Annotated in this window: 13 protein-coding genes; 5 read left to right on the forward strand and 8 right to left on the reverse strand. The window is 60.5% G+C overall.

Annotated features, from left to right (window positions below; translation table 11 throughout):
- Positions 1-24 precede the first annotated feature (24 nt).
- Positions 25-1,203 carry a DUF6882 domain-containing protein gene (locus tag MHK00_RS07725; RefSeq protein ID WP_250411090.1) on the forward strand — a complete coding sequence of 393 codons (1,179 nt, stop codon included), beginning with the start codon at positions 25-27 and terminating at the stop codon, positions 1,201-1,203.
- Here MHK00_RS07725 and MHK00_RS07730 read toward each other — a convergent pair.
- A complete protein-coding gene (locus MHK00_RS07730) occupies positions 1,180-2,223 on the reverse strand; it encodes an enoyl-CoA hydratase/isomerase family protein (RefSeq protein ID WP_250411093.1) in 1,044 nt (347 codons plus the stop codon). The two genes, MHK00_RS07725 and MHK00_RS07730, sit on opposite strands and share 24 nt — an antisense overlap.
- A gap of 69 nt (positions 2,224-2,292) precedes the next feature.
- Between MHK00_RS07730 and MHK00_RS07735 the strand changes: the two genes are divergently transcribed.
- Entirely contained in the window at positions 2,293-3,090 is a 798-nt protein-coding gene (locus tag MHK00_RS07735; RefSeq protein ID WP_285439615.1) for an HAD family hydrolase, read from the forward strand.
- Between the two features lie 120 nt (positions 3,091-3,210).
- Positions 3,211-6,963 carry an acyltransferase family protein gene (locus MHK00_RS07740; protein WP_250411098.1) on the forward strand — a complete coding sequence of 1,251 codons (3,753 nt, stop codon included), beginning with the start codon at positions 3,211-3,213 and terminating at the stop codon, positions 6,961-6,963.
- A gap of 186 nt (positions 6,964-7,149) precedes the next feature.
- Here the strand turns inward: MHK00_RS07740 and MHK00_RS07745 are convergent, their stop codons facing one another.
- Both MHK00_RS07745 and MHK00_RS07750 read right to left on the reverse strand, forming a co-directional pair.
- Positions 7,150-7,473, reverse strand: a complete 324-nt coding sequence (locus MHK00_RS07745) for a putative quinol monooxygenase (protein ID WP_005323747.1) — start codon at positions 7,471-7,473, stop codon at positions 7,150-7,152.
- An 87-nt stretch (positions 7,474-7,560) separates the two neighbouring features.
- Complete coding sequence (locus MHK00_RS07750; protein ID WP_250411102.1) at positions 7,561-8,151, reverse strand: hypothetical protein; 591 nt, start codon at positions 8,149-8,151, stop codon at positions 7,561-7,563.
- Between the two features lie 165 nt (positions 8,152-8,316).
- Between MHK00_RS07750 and MHK00_RS07755 the strand changes: the two genes are divergently transcribed.
- Entirely contained in the window at positions 8,317-9,231 is a 915-nt protein-coding gene (locus MHK00_RS07755; RefSeq protein WP_250411104.1) for an AEC family transporter, read from the forward strand.
- Between the two features lie 7 nt (positions 9,232-9,238).
- On the opposite strand, the gene MHK00_RS07760 is transcribed toward MHK00_RS07755, so the two are convergent.
- Both MHK00_RS07760 and MHK00_RS07765 read right to left on the reverse strand, forming a co-directional pair.
- A complete protein-coding gene (locus tag MHK00_RS07760; protein WP_250411107.1) occupies positions 9,239-10,972 on the reverse strand; it encodes an alpha/beta hydrolase in 1,734 nt (577 codons plus the stop codon).
- Positions 10,939-12,747 (reverse strand): ABC-F family ATP-binding cassette domain-containing protein, encoded by a 1,809-nt coding sequence (locus MHK00_RS07765; RefSeq protein WP_150850828.1) that lies wholly within the window; start codon positions 12,745-12,747, stop codon positions 10,939-10,941. The genes MHK00_RS07760 and MHK00_RS07765 overlap by 34 nt, the downstream gene beginning before the upstream one ends.
- A 92-nt stretch (positions 12,748-12,839) precedes the next feature.
- On the opposite strand from MHK00_RS07765, the gene MHK00_RS07770 reads away from it, so the two are divergent.
- Positions 12,840-14,171 carry a hypothetical protein gene (locus MHK00_RS07770; protein ID WP_250411109.1) on the forward strand — a complete coding sequence of 444 codons (1,332 nt, stop codon included), beginning with the start codon at positions 12,840-12,842 and terminating at the stop codon, positions 14,169-14,171.
- Here the strand turns inward: MHK00_RS07770 and MHK00_RS07775 are convergent, their stop codons facing one another.
- The 3 genes from MHK00_RS07775 to MHK00_RS07785 all read right to left on the reverse strand — a co-directional run bounded on the left by MHK00_RS07775 (position 14,172) and on the right by MHK00_RS07785 (position 17,267).
- Positions 14,172-15,152: a 4-(cytidine 5'-diphospho)-2-C-methyl-D-erythritol kinase gene (locus tag MHK00_RS07775; protein ID WP_200435989.1), complete on the reverse strand. Its 981-nt coding sequence runs from the start codon at positions 15,150-15,152 to the stop codon at positions 14,172-14,174.
- Positions 15,153-16,013, reverse strand: coding sequence for a 16S rRNA (adenine(1518)-N(6)/adenine(1519)-N(6))-dimethyltransferase RsmA (gene rsmA / locus MHK00_RS07780; protein WP_250411112.1), 861 nt, complete (start codon positions 16,011-16,013; stop codon positions 15,153-15,155). It abuts the gene before it with no gap.
- A 72-nt stretch (positions 16,014-16,085) separates the two neighbouring features.
- A complete protein-coding gene (locus MHK00_RS07785) occupies positions 16,086-17,267 on the reverse strand; it encodes a resuscitation-promoting factor (RefSeq protein ID WP_179386241.1) in 1,182 nt (393 codons plus the stop codon).
- Positions 17,268-17,449: the final 182 nt, after the last annotated feature.

The raw sequence follows: 17,449 nt of genomic DNA on the forward strand, positions 1-17,449 counted from the left end.
TAATCCGTATGCTCGGCAATAGTTATGGATAAGACAGCCCCTATATCGAGCACCGCGCAAGACGCCCGCTTCATTCAAGCGGGCGTTAATGCCGCATTTCAAGACCGCATCGGGGAGGCGACCGATGTGGAATTCAATTTCCTCGGCCCCTCGGCTGGCGATAGCGAAGGAAGCTATGCCACAGACCAACTCGTGGAGGTACGGGTAAGCTCCGCGCAGCACGTGGCGGATTTTCGCGGCGTGCGCCTGGCCGTCATCGCCGCAGGCACTTGGCACTGGACTACCGCCGCGACCGAGCACTTTGCTGACCTTCCGCAGTCAAGTACGGCCACCGCAGACATTGACCGAATGGTTGCTTATGCCTCCCTCATCGTGGGCACCATGCCGGTACTGCGCGCCCAGCAGGGCGAGCACGTGGCCATTGTTGCGGTAGATTTCCACCCTTACCTGGACTTTCGCCAGACCTTGCTGCGGGGTCTCCAGCACAGCAGCGCGGAAGCGGACGAGAAGGGGCCGGCCCTCGCACTTGCCCGCTACCTGGATATGGAGTCCACCGAGGAAGAGCCCTACCTGCATTTTTCTGATGGCACCACAGTGCGTTTTGAGCAGGCAAGCCCCGAAGTACACAAGATTTCCGGCATCACCCCTGGCTTAGCGGCCGCGCGCGTCCTAGAGGATGCTTTTTACTTAAGCACCGAAAACCAAATGTTTTTCCAAGGCAGCTTCCCAGATGCCACGGTAGAACTCGATGTGGATAAGGCCACCGCCACGGTGTCCTATCGTGGCGGGCAGATGACGGCCAATGCGGTGCTTATCGCGACCATTTCGGACGAGGAATTCACGTGGGCTTGGGCAGATCCGCAGCTCAAGGACACCACGGCGGCGCGGTTGGCAGGAAACCTAGCGCGCTTTGGCATCGACGAGGCCGTGCCCGAACTGGTTCGCCCGCACCTTCCGCTTCAGCTGGCGCGCGAGCACCAGCTACCGCACCTTGCTCTGCCCATTTTGGGGATCTGGACGCTGGCGGGCACTACGCTTGCCGACGCCCGCGTGGGCCTCGTCCTCCTCGATACCCCACAGCTGCACCTCCCGGAGCCGACCCCAGCTGCCACCGAAGCGACGTTGGCGGTTCCCCCTCCTTCATGGATCAACACCGATCGCGCCCGCGCCGCCTATGGATCATTTCGCGGGGTGGAGGTGTAGGGCGCTGCGGAGGGCGTCCACGTCGACGTCGGCAAGCGCGGCAGGCTCAAATGCCGCATCGTTGGTTTTATCCACCAAGACCGCTCGCACGCCCTCGGCAAAGTCCCCACGCCGGTACATATAGGCGCCCAGGTTGGTCTCCATATCTAGGGCCTCGCGGATGCTGCTGCACTCCTGCTCGGCGTGGAATAGCTCCATGGCCGCCACGATGGAGGTGGGGCACGCCTGCGCGGTCAGCTTTTCCACCTGTTGCTTTAGTTCTGGGTACTTTTCCAGGGCCGCAGAAATGTCTTGCCAGGTGTTGTGGGAAAAGGCGTCCTCGATGGCGTCGATAAGCTCGGCCAAGGGGGCCTCGCCGCTAGGTGCGGTGGCATGCTGGGCTAGCGCCGTGGCTAGTCCCTGCTCAATAACCGCACTAGCAAAAGCCTCGCCGTCCGCCACATAGTGGGTGGCCAGCCCGCTCCATACAAGGTCTGCGGCATACATGCGGTAGCCGGTAATCCCCCAGAACTTCGCCAACTCGGCCGAGGCCTTCCCTCGCGTTCCCACCGCCCGCTGGGCGGCATAGGCCATGCCCACGTCCGTGACATAGCCAATATTCATCTCTGGCATGGAGGCAAAGGTTTTCTCCGTAACCACGCGGTGGGACCCATGGGCAGAAATGCCCAGACCGCCGCCCATAGCGATGCCATCGATGAGCGCAACGATGGGCTTGGGATACTCCGCGATATCACCGTTCAACGTGTATTCGGTGGCGAAGAAGGCATCGACCTCCTCCACCTTGCCCTCCTTGACCCCTTCGCGGGCGTAGCGAACATCGCCGCCGGCGCAATATGCCTTGGGACTAGTCGAGGTAAACAGCACCTGTTCCACCTCATCGTTGTCGCGCCACTGCGCCAGCGACTCCGCAATGAGGTGGATCATTTCCGGGGTGAGGGAATTGAGAGCCTTGGGGCGGTTGAGCTCAATGACTCCGGTATGGTTACGGATTGAGGAAACGATAGGTGCAGTATTAGTCATAACCCCTAGTGTGACACAGAACGCTTGCGCCTATCCACCATCAGCCAATTCACAGATAGGTTCGGAATTTTGCTCCCACAGCTCATCGCCCTGGATATGGACGGCACCCTACTGGACGGCAACGGCCAGCTTCCACCAGATTTCGCCGCGATCAGCACCCGTGCCCACCAGCTCGGCGTCACCCTAGTACCCGCCTCGGGTCGCCAGCTCGCCACCCTACAAGAGATGTTTCCGCAAGAAGACACCTTCATTGCAGAAAATGGCTCCGTGGTCGTCCACGATAACCGCGTCATTAGCGCCACTACCCTGCCCAGCGCAGCCGTGCGCGCCGCCGTGGCCGCACTCCAGTCTGTCGAGACCCCGCATACCATAGTGCTATGCACGCCGGATACCGCCTATGTGCACAAAGGCGCCGATGAACAGGCCCGTGCTGAAATTGCCAAGTACTACAGGTCAGTGGAATGGGTAGATGACCTCGATGCGCTACTGGATGCAGACATCATCAAAATCGCCGCTTACTGCGCCGACGGCAGCGAAAAGCACCTCCACCAGCCCCTCCTTGCGGCCGTACCGGAACACAATATCGCCATCTCTGGCGCCGTATGGCTCGATGTCATGGCCGCTGGCGTCAATAAGGGCGTAGCACTACAGACCATGGCCGAGCTCCTTTCGGTCCCCATGTCTCGCACCGCCGCCTTTGGCGATTTCCTCAATGACTATGAGCTCCTCCGTGAGGCGGGCACCGCCATCGCCATGGAAAATGCGCACCCAAAGTTGAAGGAAATCGCCGATCGCATTGCCCCACCCAATACCGAATATGGGGTCATGACAGTTCTGCGTCAGCTTTTTGACAGCGAAGAGTCTTAGACTCGAATTTTCGCCTCCGCCCCGCGCGCCGCACCTTAACTCCCCCGCATGGGGAGAAGTGCTGGTGCGCAGGCTAAAATAGTCCGTTTAGAAAATACACGTAGTGCTTTGGGAGTTTTTGTGAAGCAAATTTTGCGCTCACTGCTGGGGAAGAAGAAACCTGGGCGTTCGAACGAACCACGCACACCGGTCTATCAGCCAGTACAGCCCAAAGCTGGCTCTACCAGTGCGCCCCAGACCCCTAATAAAAAGGATTCTGCGCCCCAGAAATCAGCCAACACTGAATCCACCACGGGTGCACAATCCACCGAGCCGAAGGGCAAGCCCCAGGATCGCACCACTAAGGACAGCGAGTCCGCGAAACAAGCTAAGCAGGCTCCTGCGCGCAAGCCCACCCCGGCGAAGCCTGCACAGGCTTCCGAATCCAAGCCTGCTGCTGCTAAGCCTAAGGATGCGAAGCCTGCCGCCAAGCCCGCGGCTAAGGACACCACTCACCCCAGCACCGAAAAGCCACAGGCAAGCAAGGCCACTTCCGCAAAGCCGCAGCAGCCTAAGTCGACCTCGCCATCGCCTGCCGCCAAGGCGCCGAAAGCCAAGCCTGCAGCCCAAGAATCTTCCGCTAAGCCAACCGCCGCACAACAAAACAAGGCAGAATCCTCCCCCAAAGCAGCTGTTAAAAAGCAACCAGACTCGCCCGCTCAGGACAAGAAGCCGCAGCGCAAAGCGCACGAACCGGTTCAACGACCGCGCCGCGGCGCAAGCTTTAGTACTACCCCGTCTAAGTCCTCCCCAAAGACTCCATCTACCCGCAGTAATTCCCCGAAGCCGGCCGCGAAGCCTGTCACCCAACCCTCTCAGAAAGGCGCGGTAAAGCCCGCACAGCAGGCTCAACCCACTACCCAGAAGCCGCAGCAAACTTCCAAGCCATCCTCTTCTTCCAGCGCGAAGAAGGCTTCGCCGCAACCGGCACAGCCGCAGAAATCCCAGCCAGCTAAGACCAAGCCGGCCACAGACCAGCAGCAAGCGCAGAAGCCTGACTCCCCCAAGCGGGTCCCGGCAAACTCGGCAAAGAAGCAACCACAGCCGCAATCTGCGCCGAAGAAGAATGCGCAGCCGTCTAAGCCTTCGCAACCGCAGAAGGACCAGGGCTCAGCGCGTACTCCTGAAACTGCAAAGCAGAAGGCTGCCCCACAGGCCTCGACGCCTAGCTCTCCAAAGCCGAAGAAGGGCACCACTGCCCCCAAGCCGAAGGTGACTGCACCAAAGACTGCAGCCGATACTTCTCAGCAGAAAGCTCGGTCGACGCAGAACAAGACTACCCAGGATGGAAACAAGGTAGTCCAGCCGAAATCGCAGCAAGGCGCACCCTCTAAGGGCAACCTGCCCAAGCAAGAGGCGAAGACGCAACAGCCACAGCCGAAGGCAAAGGAAGCGACGCCGCAGAACAAGACCAAGAAGGCAACAAAGCGCCGCCCCCAGGTTAAGCCCTCCGATATCAGTCGCGGATTGGCCCGCAAATCACAACAGGTGGGCACTCCTTCCGCAGCGCAGCAAAAGCCGTCGCGAGCTGCCCAAAAGCCCAAGGCAAAGCAGCAGACTGAACAGCCCCAGCCAAACAAGGCCGAGCCTCAAGCAGCTCCAAAGACGCCGCCTGCGCAGAAGGGAAAGTCCGCTGCTACAGGCGCTGTAGCAGCCGGAGCGGGTTCAGCCGCTGCCGCTGCTGCCGCAGAGAAAAAGCGGGAGAAGGCACAGCCGTCGAAGGAGCAACATCCAGCCCCTGAAAAGCCACAGGAAAAGGCCGCACCGAGCCAGCCACAACAAGCTGCGCAGAAGCCAGCATCACAGAAGGCCTCGGCAACGCAGGTAGATACTAAGTCTAAGTATCCGCTACAAAAGCAGGCCAAGGACCCTGAAGCGCTGGCTACGCCGCCTGAGAGCAAGGTCGTTAAGAAGAAGCGCCACGCCCGCCTGCGCCAGGTCAAGGGGCTGGATGGACTGCGCGGCCTCGCGGTTATTGCCGTGGTGTTGTACCACTTCTTCCCTTCCCTGCTTCCCGGTGGTTACTTGGGCGTTGACCTCTTCTTCGTCCTTTCTGGATTCCTCATCACCTCGTTGCTGGTGCGCGAATTCCGCACCTCCGGCACAATCAGCCTGAAGGACTTCTGGGTGCGCCGATTCCGACGCATCCTACCGGCCGCAGTATCCGTCTTGGTCATGTGTACCGCTTTGGTGGCATGGATAGGCGGGGACCTCGCGGTCGGCTTGCGCCAGCAGTTCTTGGGAACTCTGTTCTTTGTCAATAACTGGACCCAGATCGCCACCTCCCAGTCCTACTTTGCGGACAATGAGATTCAGGTCTTTGCCCACTATTGGTCGTTGGCCGTGGAGGAGCAGTTCTATGTCATCTGGCCGCTTCTTATCACTGGCGTTTTCCTGATTTCTCGCCGTAAGCCGCGCCGGCTTCCCATCCTCGTAGCCGCAGTCTTAGCTATCGGTTCCGCCGTGGCCATGGCGCTTCTTTACGTGCCGGGTGAAGACCCGACGCGCGTCTACTACGGCACCGATACCCATGCTTTCGGCCTGCTCACTGGCGCCGTGCTGTCTTTGCTGATGACTTCTACCAAGTCCGATCCACAGGCGGACTCGTGGGCGGCGGCAGGCAAAGCCGAATCGCGCATCGCCGGAATCATCGGCACTTTGGCGCTCATCGGCTACGGTGCCCAGCTATTCCTCATGCCGGATGACGCGGAGATCACCTACCGGGGTGGGCTCTTCCTCACCAGCGTGCTTGGTGTCCTGATGGTGTGGGGCGTGGTTCGCGAATACGGCCCGATGACCCCGCTCTTTAGGACCAAGGTCATGCGCTGGTTTGGCCAGCGTTCCTTCTCGCTATACCTCTGGCACTGGCCGGTCATCATGATGCTCAAGGCGCTTTTCGAGGGCAACCAGAACTCCGATAGATCCTGGATTCTGGGCCTTGTAGCCGTGCCTATTTCGCTGCTTCTGTCCGAGATTTCCTATCAGTTCATTGAGAATCCTTTCCGCCGCGGCGGCTATAAGAAGACGTGGAAGACCTACTGGTCCTCCCGCCCAGGATTTAGCGAATTGCGCGATGGCTTTGGCAAGACCATGTGGCCGGTAGTCCCATTCCTGGTCATTGCCTCTATAGCCGGCGTAGTCTACGGCGTTGTGAACTCCAGCGATAAGACCGAGTTGGAGCAGCAGTTGGAGCAGCTCCAGCAGCAGAACCAGAGCAGCAATAATGCCCCGGCGCAGCCGAATGATGCTGCCCCACAGCTGCCTGCTGAGGACAACGACGATAAGGCTGACGCGAAGGATAAGAAGACCCGCCCGATGCCGCAGGGCAAAGACATCACCGCCATCGGCGACTCCGTGATGCTGGGTTCTAGTGGCGCCCTCAAGCAGCGCTTCCCGCAGATTTACGTCGATGCAGATGTATCCCGCCACTACACTGCGGGTATCCAGATTCTGCAGCAGCTCAAGGATTCCGGCCAGCTGCGCGATACCGTCTTCCTCGGGTTTGGTACTAACGGCCCTGCCTTCCCGGACCAGATCAAGGAAGCTCTAGACATCATCGGCGAAGACCACACCGTTGTCATGGCTGTCCCCTATGGTGACCGCGAATGGATGGCCCAGTCCCAACAGGATGTCCTCGACGCAGCCAAGGAATACGACAACGTATATGTCGCGGACTGGTGCGGACATGCACAGAGCGACCCCGCAATCCTCTATTCCGATGGTGTTCACCCGATTCCGGAACGCGCTGGCGAGTACTCGGATGCTTTCTACGATGCGCTAAAGCAGTACTCGAATGGCGACAAGACCGTGTCTTCGCAGTGCGTGCCGCAGTAGAGCAATGAAAGGCGCGAGGAGGGGCGTCGGAAAGCGCTTAGCTCCCTCCCCTCCCTTCGCGCTCACCGGAAGGTGTGCTCCGCTGGCAGTAGCATCCGCTGTGAGCGCGAAGGGCGCTGGTGCGCCTAGGCATAGAAAAAGCTCGCCCTCTACATCGCGGTAGAGGGCGAGCTTTATTCGTTGGGATTAATCGACGGAGAACTCGCCCATCTTGTCCCAGCCGGTGCGGCCTTCGATGTGAACGTTAATGATGTCCGGAGTTTCCACGAGGTACTTCGGGAATTCCTCGCAGGAGCGCTGGAAGTGCTCGCTCTGGACGTGCTCTACGTCCTTGCCATCTGCGTAGGACTCCAGCAGCAGGAAGCGCTGACGATCTTCCGGATCGCGGAACCACTTGAAGTCGATGCAGCCCGGCTCTGCATTGCAGGCCTCGGTGTACCAATTGATTTCATCGAGGAAGGTCTCTGCGTATTCGGGCTTAACGTGGAACTGTACGTTGATCAAAATCATGCCCCGATTCTACCGGCACCGTGTAGCTTCGTCATCGTCGCAGATTAAGACCACGAATGCAGTGAAATCGGGGCTAGTAGAAAAGGCTTAGTTGAGGAAGAACTCCGCAACGTAGATGTAGGTTCCGTCATAAGCAGTTGCTACGCCAAAGCCGTGTGGGGACCCAGCATTGACTGGTACATCGCGGTTGAACCAGTTCAGGCGGTCTTGTGCCTGCTGCTCGGTGAGGCGGTGAACAGAACCCTGTCCTTCGTCCTTGTGATTCAGGCCGTGGGCTACCCCGCCCTTGTAGTCGAGCTTGCCGGCGGCACCCTGGTTGGCCCATTCTTGGGCGATGGCGGTCGCGTGGGCGTCCTTGCGGTGCCCAGCCTTCTCGAGGTGGGCGGTGGTGGCGGCCCCCAACTCACCAGCGGCCTTGGGCGCGTGGCCCGCTGGCTTGGCCAGGAATTCTGGCAGCGAGATATTGTACTTCTCGGCCAGCTCATAAGCCTGCGGTGGCAAGGTGAGGCGGAAATCCTGCACAGCAGCGAAAGGATCAGAAGAAAGCTGCTGAGCCTGCGAAGAAGCCTGCTGAATCTGCGGCGGCAAGGCCGGCTGAGCAGAGGCCATGGTGGAAGTAGCAGTAATGACAAGAGCGGTGGACAGGGCGGCTACGGTTGCACGGTGAGAAAGCTTCATGCCCTCCACCGTGCCATAAGTGGCCGGCAGTCTGGAAGGAGTTTCCGGGCTGCGCAGGAAATTCGATACCACTTTGTTATGGTGCCTGTGTTCTTGGGGAAATACGGATGGTGGGACAATATCCTCACCGCGCATTTTTGGAGTACTGCGAAAGGTTGTTGACTGTTGCTGGACGTATTGACCGGGTTTGCGATCATTTTCGTAGTCATCGGCGTCGGGTTTGTACTGGCCCACAGGGGTGTTATTGGCAAGGGCGAGGCGCGCTTGCAATTCAATCGCACGGCCTTCTGGGCGGCTACTCCGGCACTCATCTTTTCCAGCGTGGCTACATCCGATACCTCCGCGTTTGCGTCCCCCGTGGTGGCCGTCATTGCCGCCGCGTCCGTCGCCACCATGCTGTTGTATTGGCTGTGCAGCCGCCTACTTTTTCCACGCAGCGGCGCCGAAACCATGGCGGGTGCCGCGGCGGCGAGCTATTACAACTCGGTCAATATTGGCCTGCCCATTGCCACCTATGTCATTGGTGATGCCACCTACGTCATCCCGGCATTAGTTCTCCAGATGGCGGTGCTCTCCCCTTTTATCATTGCAGGGCTTAATGCGCAGGGCACGAGCCTGCGATCGATATGGAGCTCCGTGGTCTCGGGGGTTACCGCGCCGGTGGTGTTAGCTGCGGTGGCGGGATTTATTGTCTCCGCGGCGCAGTGGCAGGTACCGGATGTGGTGATGAAGCCGCTGGAGATTTTGGGTGGCGCTTCCATTCCTATGATCCTGATGAGCTTTGGTGCCTCGTTAAAGGGCGACGGGCTGTTGGAGGAGGACCGTCTGCCCACCATTACCGCGACGGTGTTGAAGTTGGTGGGCATGCCCGCTGTCGCGCTGGCCGTGGGCGCAGCGCTGGGCCTAGACGGGGCGGAGCTATACGCGGCGTTGATTTTGGCGGCGTTGCCCACGGCGCAGAATGTGTATAACTATGCCGCTACCTATGAGGTAGGAGAAACCGTGGCTCGAGATACGGTCTTTCTCACTACATTCCTGTCGCTTCCTGCGATGCTGGCCATCGCTGCCCTGTTTGGCTAAGGAGCGCTCAGTAGATCCCGACGTCGAGCGCGGCAAACTCGCGGCGCAGCTCATCTGGATCGATAGCTCCCGCCACGTCTGGACCAGCGATGGCGGCAAAGCCGTCGAGCACCGATGCCCCGTAGTTATGACCGTGTCCATCGGGTACGTCCTTTGCGCCGGGCAGATCGGCGGCTACTTGGAGGGAGGAGATGATGGGTATCCACTGCATCACGCGCTCGGCAGAATACGGGGTCCGCTCGCGCATCCAATCCGGCTCCTTAAAGGCCATCTGTGGCGACCACCAGGCCACCGGGTCCGAGGGGTGTTGGATATAGAGCATGCGGGTGCGTCCCCACTCCTCTTCTGGCACCGTGCCCCATTGGCGCACCTGCGCGTCATCGTTGGCAAAGCGCACGACGAGGCCGCCGGCGTATTCAGGGGAAATCTCAGAAGAGCCAGGGTCGCGGCGTTCCACAAACTGGGTACGCAAGCGATTAAAGTGCGGCGGCCCCGTCAACAAGATGCCGTCGACGGAATTGGCGATATCGCGCACCCCGGAAAAGGCCGCTTCAATGCCCGTGGTGCCCAAGGATTCGCCGTAGAGGTAGAGCTTCGGGCGCTTGTCCTCCGGCAGGCCGTTCCACCAGTCCACGATGGGGTTTATGAACTCCTGCCCGGCGCGTTCTACCTGACCACCGCCGGACAGGAAATGCAGGGCCGAGGGCATGGCGGAGTACTGGGCGGCCGCGATGGCGGTGTCGCCGCCGTAGAGCAGCTCGAAGGCCTGTGCGGAGTAGGACGACACCCATCCCGTTCCGGTGGTCATAATGAGAAGCAGGGCCTTGCGGTCTTGGGCGTGGGTGCGCTCGAGTTCGTCGATAAGCAGCTGCGCTCGCTCCTCATTGGAGGCGCGATTGCCCAGGCCGGCATAGGCGCGGATGGGTTCTTTAGCGGGCTTTCCGGTTACCTCTTCCAATTCCGCGCGGTGCGCACCGGAGGAGAGGAAACGCGAGCCTTGCAGTCCCACCCCATTCCAGTCCACGCGGGAGTCTGGGGAGCCACTGCGCTCAGCAGACGTGGGACGCTGCGTCGCGGGATCGGGTTCGGCATTTTGGGCGGTAAAGATTCTCTCCCCCACACCCACAATGGCGCCGGGGATGAGGTTTTCCACGGTGTACGTGCCCACCAGAGCCACGATGAGTACCGCGCCCACAACGCGGTAGGCAGCGCGGAAGCGCTGGGGGAAGTGGCTGGAAAGCCAGCGCACGCAAAAGCGCAGCACGCGCAGGATGAAAAGGAAGGCGGTAAATACCGCAAGCGCCAACGGAACCACCAGCACATAGCTGGCAATGGTGGGTGCCGGTGCGGACAGGGTATCTGCGAGTTGGCGTTGCCACCGCACGGCAAAGATCGCGAAGCCTATCATCCACACCACAAAAGTGGCGGTGGCGATGCGGGAGACGAGGCGGTAGCGCCGAGCTGGCCACGTGGTGGCATCAAGCCAGGCATGCCGAGGCGCCACATAGCGCACCACCAGCCGGTACCACACGAGCTTGAGGGCGATGCCCAGCGTATAGCCGAGCCCTGCGGCAATGCCGGAAACGAGCCCTTGGTAGAGCCAATCGCGCGGCAGAATGGATGGGGTAAGCCCCAGGGTAAATAGCGCTGCGGCGCCGATAATGCCCCACAGGTCGAGGTGGCTGACAATATCGGCGATGCGGGCTTCTACCCTTCGAGCTTCTCCCCCAACTCCAGCCATTCCATCTCCAATTCCTCGTAGGCACTGCGGTTTTCCTTTAGCTCTCCGTCCAATTCGGTCAAGGCCTGGGTATCAACCTTTTCCGCGGCGGTGGCCATCTTCTCATTGATCTGCGCGGCCGCCTTTTCTAACTTCTGCATCTTGCGCTCGAGCGCGTTCATCTTCTTGGTGATTTCGCGCTCTTGCTGGGACGAGAGCTTCTTTTCTGGTTTCGGTGCAGCGTTGTCTGCCTTCTTTTCTCCCAGGTTGAGCACACCGGAGCTCTGCTGGGCCTCAAGTGCGGCGCGCTTGCGCAGGTACTCGTCGATGCCGCCGGGAAGGTTGGTGAGCTTGCCATCGCCAAAGAGCGCGTAGGTGTTATCCGCGATGCGCTCAATGAGGTAGCGATCGTGCGAAATGACCACCAGGGTGCCTGGCCAGGAGTCTAGAAGGGACTCCAGCTCCTGCAGGGTATCGATATCGAGATCGTTGGTGGGCTCGTCCAGCAGCAACACATTGGGCTCGGCCATCAGTACGCGGGTGAGCTGCAAGCGGCGGCGCTCGCCACCAGAGAGGTCGCCTACCGGGGTGCGCTGACGCTTGGCGGAAAATCCCAGGCGCTCGGCCAGCTGGGAGGCGGAAAGCTCCTTTTTGCCGAGCTGAACGTAGGTGGCGACGTCCTCGACGGCGTCGATAAGCCGGCGCTCCGGATCTAGGTCATCGAGTTCCTGGCGCAGCCAACCGAGGCGCACGGTTTGGCCCTCGATGCGCTTGCCGGCCGCCAGCTCGTACTCGCCAGCCAGGGTGTGCAGCAGGGTGGTCTTGCCGGAGCCATTAACACCCACCAAACCGATGCGCTCGCCGGGGGCTAGGCGCCAAGTGAGGTGATCTACCAAAGTGCGACCGTCCGGGGACTGCACGGTGGCATCCTCTAGCTCGATAACCACGCGACCTTGGCGCTGCTTGGAAAAGGCCATGAGCTCGACCTTATTGCGCGGCTCCGGGACGTCAGAGATCAGCGCCTCGGCGGCCTCGATGCGGTAGCGCGGCTTAGAGGTACGCGCCGGTGCGCCGCGGCGCAGCCAGGCCAGCTCCTTGCGGGCGAGGTTCTTGCGGCGCTGTTCCATGGCATCGGCCTGGCGAGCACGCTCGGCGCGGGCAAAGGTCCAATCGTTGTAGCCGCCCTCGTAGGTATCGACCACGCCATCGTGTACCTCCCAGGTCCACGTGGCCACGGTATCGAGGAACCAGCGATCGTGGGTGACCACGACCACGGCCAGGTTGCGCTTGAGCAGGTGGTCCGCGAGCCACTGCACGCCTTCCACGTCGAGGTGGTTGGTCGGCTCGTCGAGCACCACGAGGTCCAAATCCTGCACCAGCGCGGCGGCCAGGTTCACGCGGCGACGCTCGCCACCGGAGAGCGAACCCACCGGAGTATCGAGCCCAAGATCTACAATGCCCAGCCCGCCTAAGACATCGCGCACCTTGGCATTGGAGGCCCACTCATAGGTCTCCAATTCCAGCGGCTCAATAATCACCTGCGCGATGGTCAGCTCATCGGGCAGGTCAAAGCGCTGCGTGACCACAGCCATGCGCAAATCAGAAGTATGGGATACGCGGCCGGCGTCGGGCGGCTCGATGCCTGTGAGCACCTCCAGCAGGGTGGTTTTGCCACCGCCATTAACGCCGACGATGCCGATGCGATCGCCGCTTTGCACACCTAGGGATACCCCGTCTAGGAGGGTTTTTAATCCATAAGTTTTGCTGACTTGCTCGAGGTTAATCAGGTTTGCCATAACGAGTGTCCATCTTAATACCTCCCTGCACATACCCCCGCATTTCTATTACCTATTGCTATTGATTTTCAGGTCCAATACTCTGCCAATGTATGAAGCATTACACACTTTCTCTCTGCGCCGTGCTATCCGCTGCGGCGGTAGCCATCGCTTCCTGCTCTGCTCCTACCGAGGAAGAAAAGGACTCTCTGCACTCCCACGAGCACGCGCACAATGAGGATGACCACGACCATGAGCATGACCACGAGCACGGCCATGACCACGCCGGGCACTCGCACGAAGGCTTTGAAGCCGAAGAGGGAGAAACCGAGGTAGCCCAGCTGCCCACCCGCATCGTTATCTCCCATGCAGACGGCTTGAGCGCTTATGACGCCAAAACGGGCAAAGTAATCGGCGAAGACAAGATGAATGCCTTCCTGCGCCTGAGCGATGCGGGCGATGACCGCCACGTCGTGGTCACCAAAGGCGATAGCTTTCTTACCTACGACACAGGCCGCATTACCAAGGGCCACGGCGATCACAACCACTACTACACCGCTGAGCCTTCGCTTGGCGACGCCCCCATTAAGGCACCGCATGCAGGCCACGTGGTCCACCACGACGGCTTCACCGCACTATTTTCCGATGGTGATGGCGTAGCACGAATTTACAAGACCGAAGACATCGGCAAAGACGATGCCCAGCCGGTCAATACCGTAGATACGGGGGCCGCACACCACGGCGTGGCCGTACCGCTGAAGGATGGCTCGGTAGTCGTTACCAAGGGCACCGAGGACGAGCGCCACACCATCCAGCATCTGGATAAGGAGGGCAAGGTCCTTACTGAAACCACCAAGTGCCCTGGCGTGCACGGCGAGGCCGCCGCTGGTAACGGCAATATCTTCTTCGGTTGCGAGGACGGCCCTGTAGTCTTCGATGGCACAAAGTTCCACAAGGTGGACGCCTCCGCCTATGCCGGAGCAGGCGGATACCAGCGCTCCGGCAATGCTGCCGGTTCGGAGGAATCCGATGTCATTCTGGCCGATAATAAGACCGACAAGGATGCAGAGCTCGAACGCCCCACCTCCGTGATCCTGGTGAATGCCAAGGATTTTTCCGCCAAGAAGGTTGAGCTCGATGCTTCCTACTGGTTCCGCTCCCTGGCCCGCGGCCCGCTGGGCGAGGCACTGGTGCTCACCACCGACGGCAAACTCAACATCATCGACCCGGATTCCGGGGAAATCACCTCGCAGATCGATGCCATCTCCAAGTGGAAAGAAAATAAGGAGTGGCAGCAGCCGGGGCCCATCCTGCAGGCTGCCGATGGCTACGCCTTTATTACCGACGCCCAGAAGAAGCAGCTCGTGGTCATCGACCTCCTCCAAGAAAAGGAAGTCAACCGTTTCGACCTCGACATCGAGCCCACCGAGATGACGGTGCTCTAGCTACAGCACCACGGCGCCGCTAGCGGGACCATGGGTAGCCACACCCTTGGTTCCGGGAATTTCCACCGTCACTTGGGAGACGACTTCCCTAGCCTCCTCTGCCCCAGCGCAGAGGAAGGCACAGGTCGGACCACTGCCGGAGACGATACCCGCAAGTGCTCCGGCGGCCACACCCGCCTCCAGTGTCTTGCGCAGGTCCGGGCGCAGGGAAAGCGCCGCCGGCTGCAGGTCATTATGCAAGTGCTCTGCCACCCGGTGCGGGTCGCCCGAGATCAGTGCCTGCGATACCGCCGCGGTATCCATGTGCGGTTCGCCGCCGCGACCCTTTTCTCGCATCTCATCCAGCTTGTGAAAGACCTGCGGGGTAGAGAGCCCGCGGTCCGAGGCGATAAGCGCCCAATGGTAGGTACCGCGCGCCATCATCGGGGTAAGCTGCTCGCCGCGCCCCGTTCCGAGCGCGGTGCCACCCAGCAAGGTAAAGGGAACATCCGAGCCCAACGCCGCGCCCAGCGCGTCCAAGATCGGCTCACCCACCGAGTCGATGCCGTAGTAGCCGCCATAGCAGCGCTCGGCTAAGCGCAGCGCGGCTGCCGCATCAGCAGAGCCGCCCGCCATGCCTCCGGCGGTAGGGATGGCTTTGTGGATTTCCAGCGCTACCTCCGGCAGCGCCTTCGGCCCACGGGTGGTGTATAGGTACTGCATGATGCGGTTTACCGCAGTCCACGCCAAGTTCGTGTAGTCTTCTGGCACACCCTGTGCATGAGGACCCGTAACCTTTAAGCCTTGAATGCGCGGCTTATCCACCTCGGGGTTACCCAAGTCCGTGAGCGTCACGGTGTCATGCAGCTCCAAAGACTGAAAGACACTGGCAAGCTCATGGAACCCATCCTCGCGCGGTTCCTCCACGCCGAGGTGGATATTGACCTTGGAGTGAGCGCGGGCGGTGTAAACGAATGGTTCGTTATCTAGCGGTGCACTCATTTAGATTCCTGCCAATCGTACGAAGTCCTCCACGGCGAGCTTCTCGCCGCGCTGCTTCGGATCGATGTCCGCCGCTCGCAGGGCCTCCTCAGCGGCGGCACCCGAACCAAAGTGGCCGGACAATGCCGCGCGCAGGGTCTTGCGGCGTTGGGCAAAGGCGGCGTCGATAACCGGCCAGACCTTAGCCCGCGACTCATCGGTGATCGGCCAAGGAGCATCTTCAAAGACGTCGATGCGCACCAGCCCGGATTCAATATTGGGCGCCGGCCAAAAGACGTTCTTGCCAATCGTGCCGGCCTTGGAGACCTTGCCGTAAAAGCCCGCCTTGACCGAGGGCACGCCATAAACCTTGCTGCCCGGCTGGGCGGCGAGACGGTCCGCCACCTCCAGCTGGACCATCACCAGCACGCGGCGAATGGAGGGAAATGTCTCTAGCAAGTGCAGCAGGACCGGTACAGCGACGTTATACGGCAAGTTGGCCACGAGGGCAGTCGGCTCCGTGACGTCAGAACCCGTCACGCGCAACGCGTCCTTTTCCACCACGCGCAGGCGGTGTGCATACTCAGGGGCGCGCTCGGCCACGGTATCGGGCAGCTGAGCGGCCAAACGGGAATCGATCTCTACCGCAGTCACCTCCTCCACGGCCTCAACCAAGCCAAGGGTCAGCGATCCCAAGCCGGGGCCCACCTCGAGGACGCGATCTGTGGGCTCCAGCTCCGCCGCGGCGAGGATACGCCGGATGGTATTCGGGTCATGCAGAAAGTTCTGCCCCAGCTTCTTCGTGGGCACGATGTCGAGCTTCTCCGCGAGGGCGCGGATCTCTACGGGGCCCAAAAGCGCGGCGCCGGTGGAATTAGTCATGCCTTCTAACTTAGTAGAAGAGACAAAAAGGCCGCACACCACAATGGGTGTGCGGCCAAGAAGCACTGCGGTTTAACGCAGGCCCAGCTTGGAAGTACATGCCGGCCATGCACCCCAGCCCTGCGCGGCCTGCACCTTTTCTGCCACGGCAATCTGCTGCTCGCGGGAAGCCTGCCATGCCTCCGGCGCGTATTCGGTACCGCCGAATGCTGCCCAGGTGGATGGGGTGAACTGCAGGCCGCCAGAGAAGCCGTTGCCGGTATTAATGGCCCAGTTACCGGTAGCCTCACACTGTGCAATGGAATCCCATACGGAGCCATCGGCCACCGCCGGAGCAGCAGCACCGGAGTTGCCGCCCTCCTCCGGCTTTTCCTCCTCGGCCTTCTTGGTGCCGCGGGCGATGGTGGCAGCCTTAGGCTTGACGGTCACCTTTTCCTTGATGACGTCATTGGATTCCTTAGCGCCGTCCTTCATTACCAGCTTGTGGGTAATAACGCGCTTGCCCTTAACGCCTTCCTCGCGGACTTCTTCGGTGCCCTCTTCCAGCTCCGGGTCATCGACAAAGTTGGGCTCAGCGTCAAACTCTTCTTCCGAGTCATAGGTAGTGGTGGACACCTGGTCCACCTTGATGGACATGCCCTCGGTAACCTTGGTCTCCTTGGACGGGAAGACGCGGTCATCGTCATCAACGTCGATATTGCGGGCCTTGAGGACGTCCTCAACGGTCTTAGCGGCAATCTTGGTGTAGGTTACCTTGCCGCCATCATTAATCTTGACGATCTTCGGGGACACAACCTCAAGGTCCATGCCCTCTTCCAGCTGGGCGTCCTCGTCCACGTCAGCATCACCGGACTTCACAGAAGCACCCTTGACTACGCCGTCGAGGTTACCCAGCAGGTCAGAAACGGTGAGGTCGGTGGTGGACAGCTGCTGCTGCACGCCATCGATGGTCACGGCTACTGGCTTGGCGGTGCGCACGGAGATCTCATCGCCATCACCCACGGACTCGGACGGGGCCGGGGAGACGATGTCCTCCTCGCTCACCTGCACGCCGGCTGCCTCCAGCGCGCCGTCGACATCCTTGGCAAAGGTAGCCAACTCCACCTTGTCGCCGTTGATGTCCACGGTGACGTCCTTTTGTGCCGCAACGGCTACCACGCCGCCGACGGCCAGGGTGCCCAATACGCCACCCGTTGCCAGACGCAGTGGCAGCGAGCGGGAGTTATTGAGGCGCTTGATCTGATGAGGTGACATGCTGAATGAATCTCCGGTAGTGCAGGTTTCAACAATTACAAGAGTTTAGGCCAGCAGAGTTGTCCACGCAGGCGTTTGCCCTACTAAGATCCGCTGCTGCCGCACCGAGGGTGGCGCTGCAGGATCCCAAAACCTAAACGAACGATTAATAACGATACGATAACAGCACCACAAAGTCGAGG

Source organism: Corynebacterium tuberculostearicum, assembly GCF_022347385.1.
GTDB lineage: Bacteria > Actinomycetota > Actinomycetes > Mycobacteriales > Mycobacteriaceae > Corynebacterium > Corynebacterium tuberculostearicum_M.

Excerpts from the sequence above, each read along its gene's own strand:
- MHK00_RS07725 (WP_250411090.1), top strand. The coding sequence starts at position 25 with ATGGATAAGACAGCCCCTATATCGAGCACCGCGCAAGACGCCCGCTTC.
- MHK00_RS07765 (WP_150850828.1), bottom strand. The coding sequence starts at position 12,747 with ATGGCAAACCTGATTAACCTCGAGCAAGTCAGCAAAACTTATGGATTA.
- MHK00_RS07745 (WP_005323747.1), bottom strand. The coding sequence starts at position 7,473 with ATGATTTTGATCAACGTACAGTTCCACGTTAAGCCCGAATACGCAGAG.
- MHK00_RS07785 (WP_179386241.1), bottom strand. The coding sequence starts at position 17,267 with ATGTCACCTCATCAGATCAAGCGCCTCAATAACTCCCGCTCGCTGCCA.
- MHK00_RS07760 (WP_250411107.1), bottom strand. The coding sequence starts at position 10,972 with ATGGCTGGAGTTGGGGGAGAAGCTCGAAGGGTAGAAGCCCGCATCGCC.
- MHK00_RS07775 (WP_200435989.1), bottom strand. The coding sequence starts at position 15,152 with ATGAGTGCACCGCTAGATAACGAACCATTCGTTTACACCGCCCGCGCT.
- MHK00_RS07730 (WP_250411093.1), bottom strand. The coding sequence starts at position 2,223 with ATGACTAATACTGCACCTATCGTTTCCTCAATCCGTAACCATACCGGA.
- MHK00_RS07750 (WP_250411102.1), bottom strand. The coding sequence starts at position 8,151 with ATGAAGCTTTCTCACCGTGCAACCGTAGCCGCCCTGTCCACCGCTCTT.
- MHK00_RS07770 (WP_250411109.1), top strand. The coding sequence starts at position 12,840 with ATGAAGCATTACACACTTTCTCTCTGCGCCGTGCTATCCGCTGCGGCG.
- rsmA (WP_250411112.1), bottom strand. The coding sequence starts at position 16,013 with ATGACTAATTCCACCGGCGCCGCGCTTTTGGGCCCCGTAGAGATCCGC.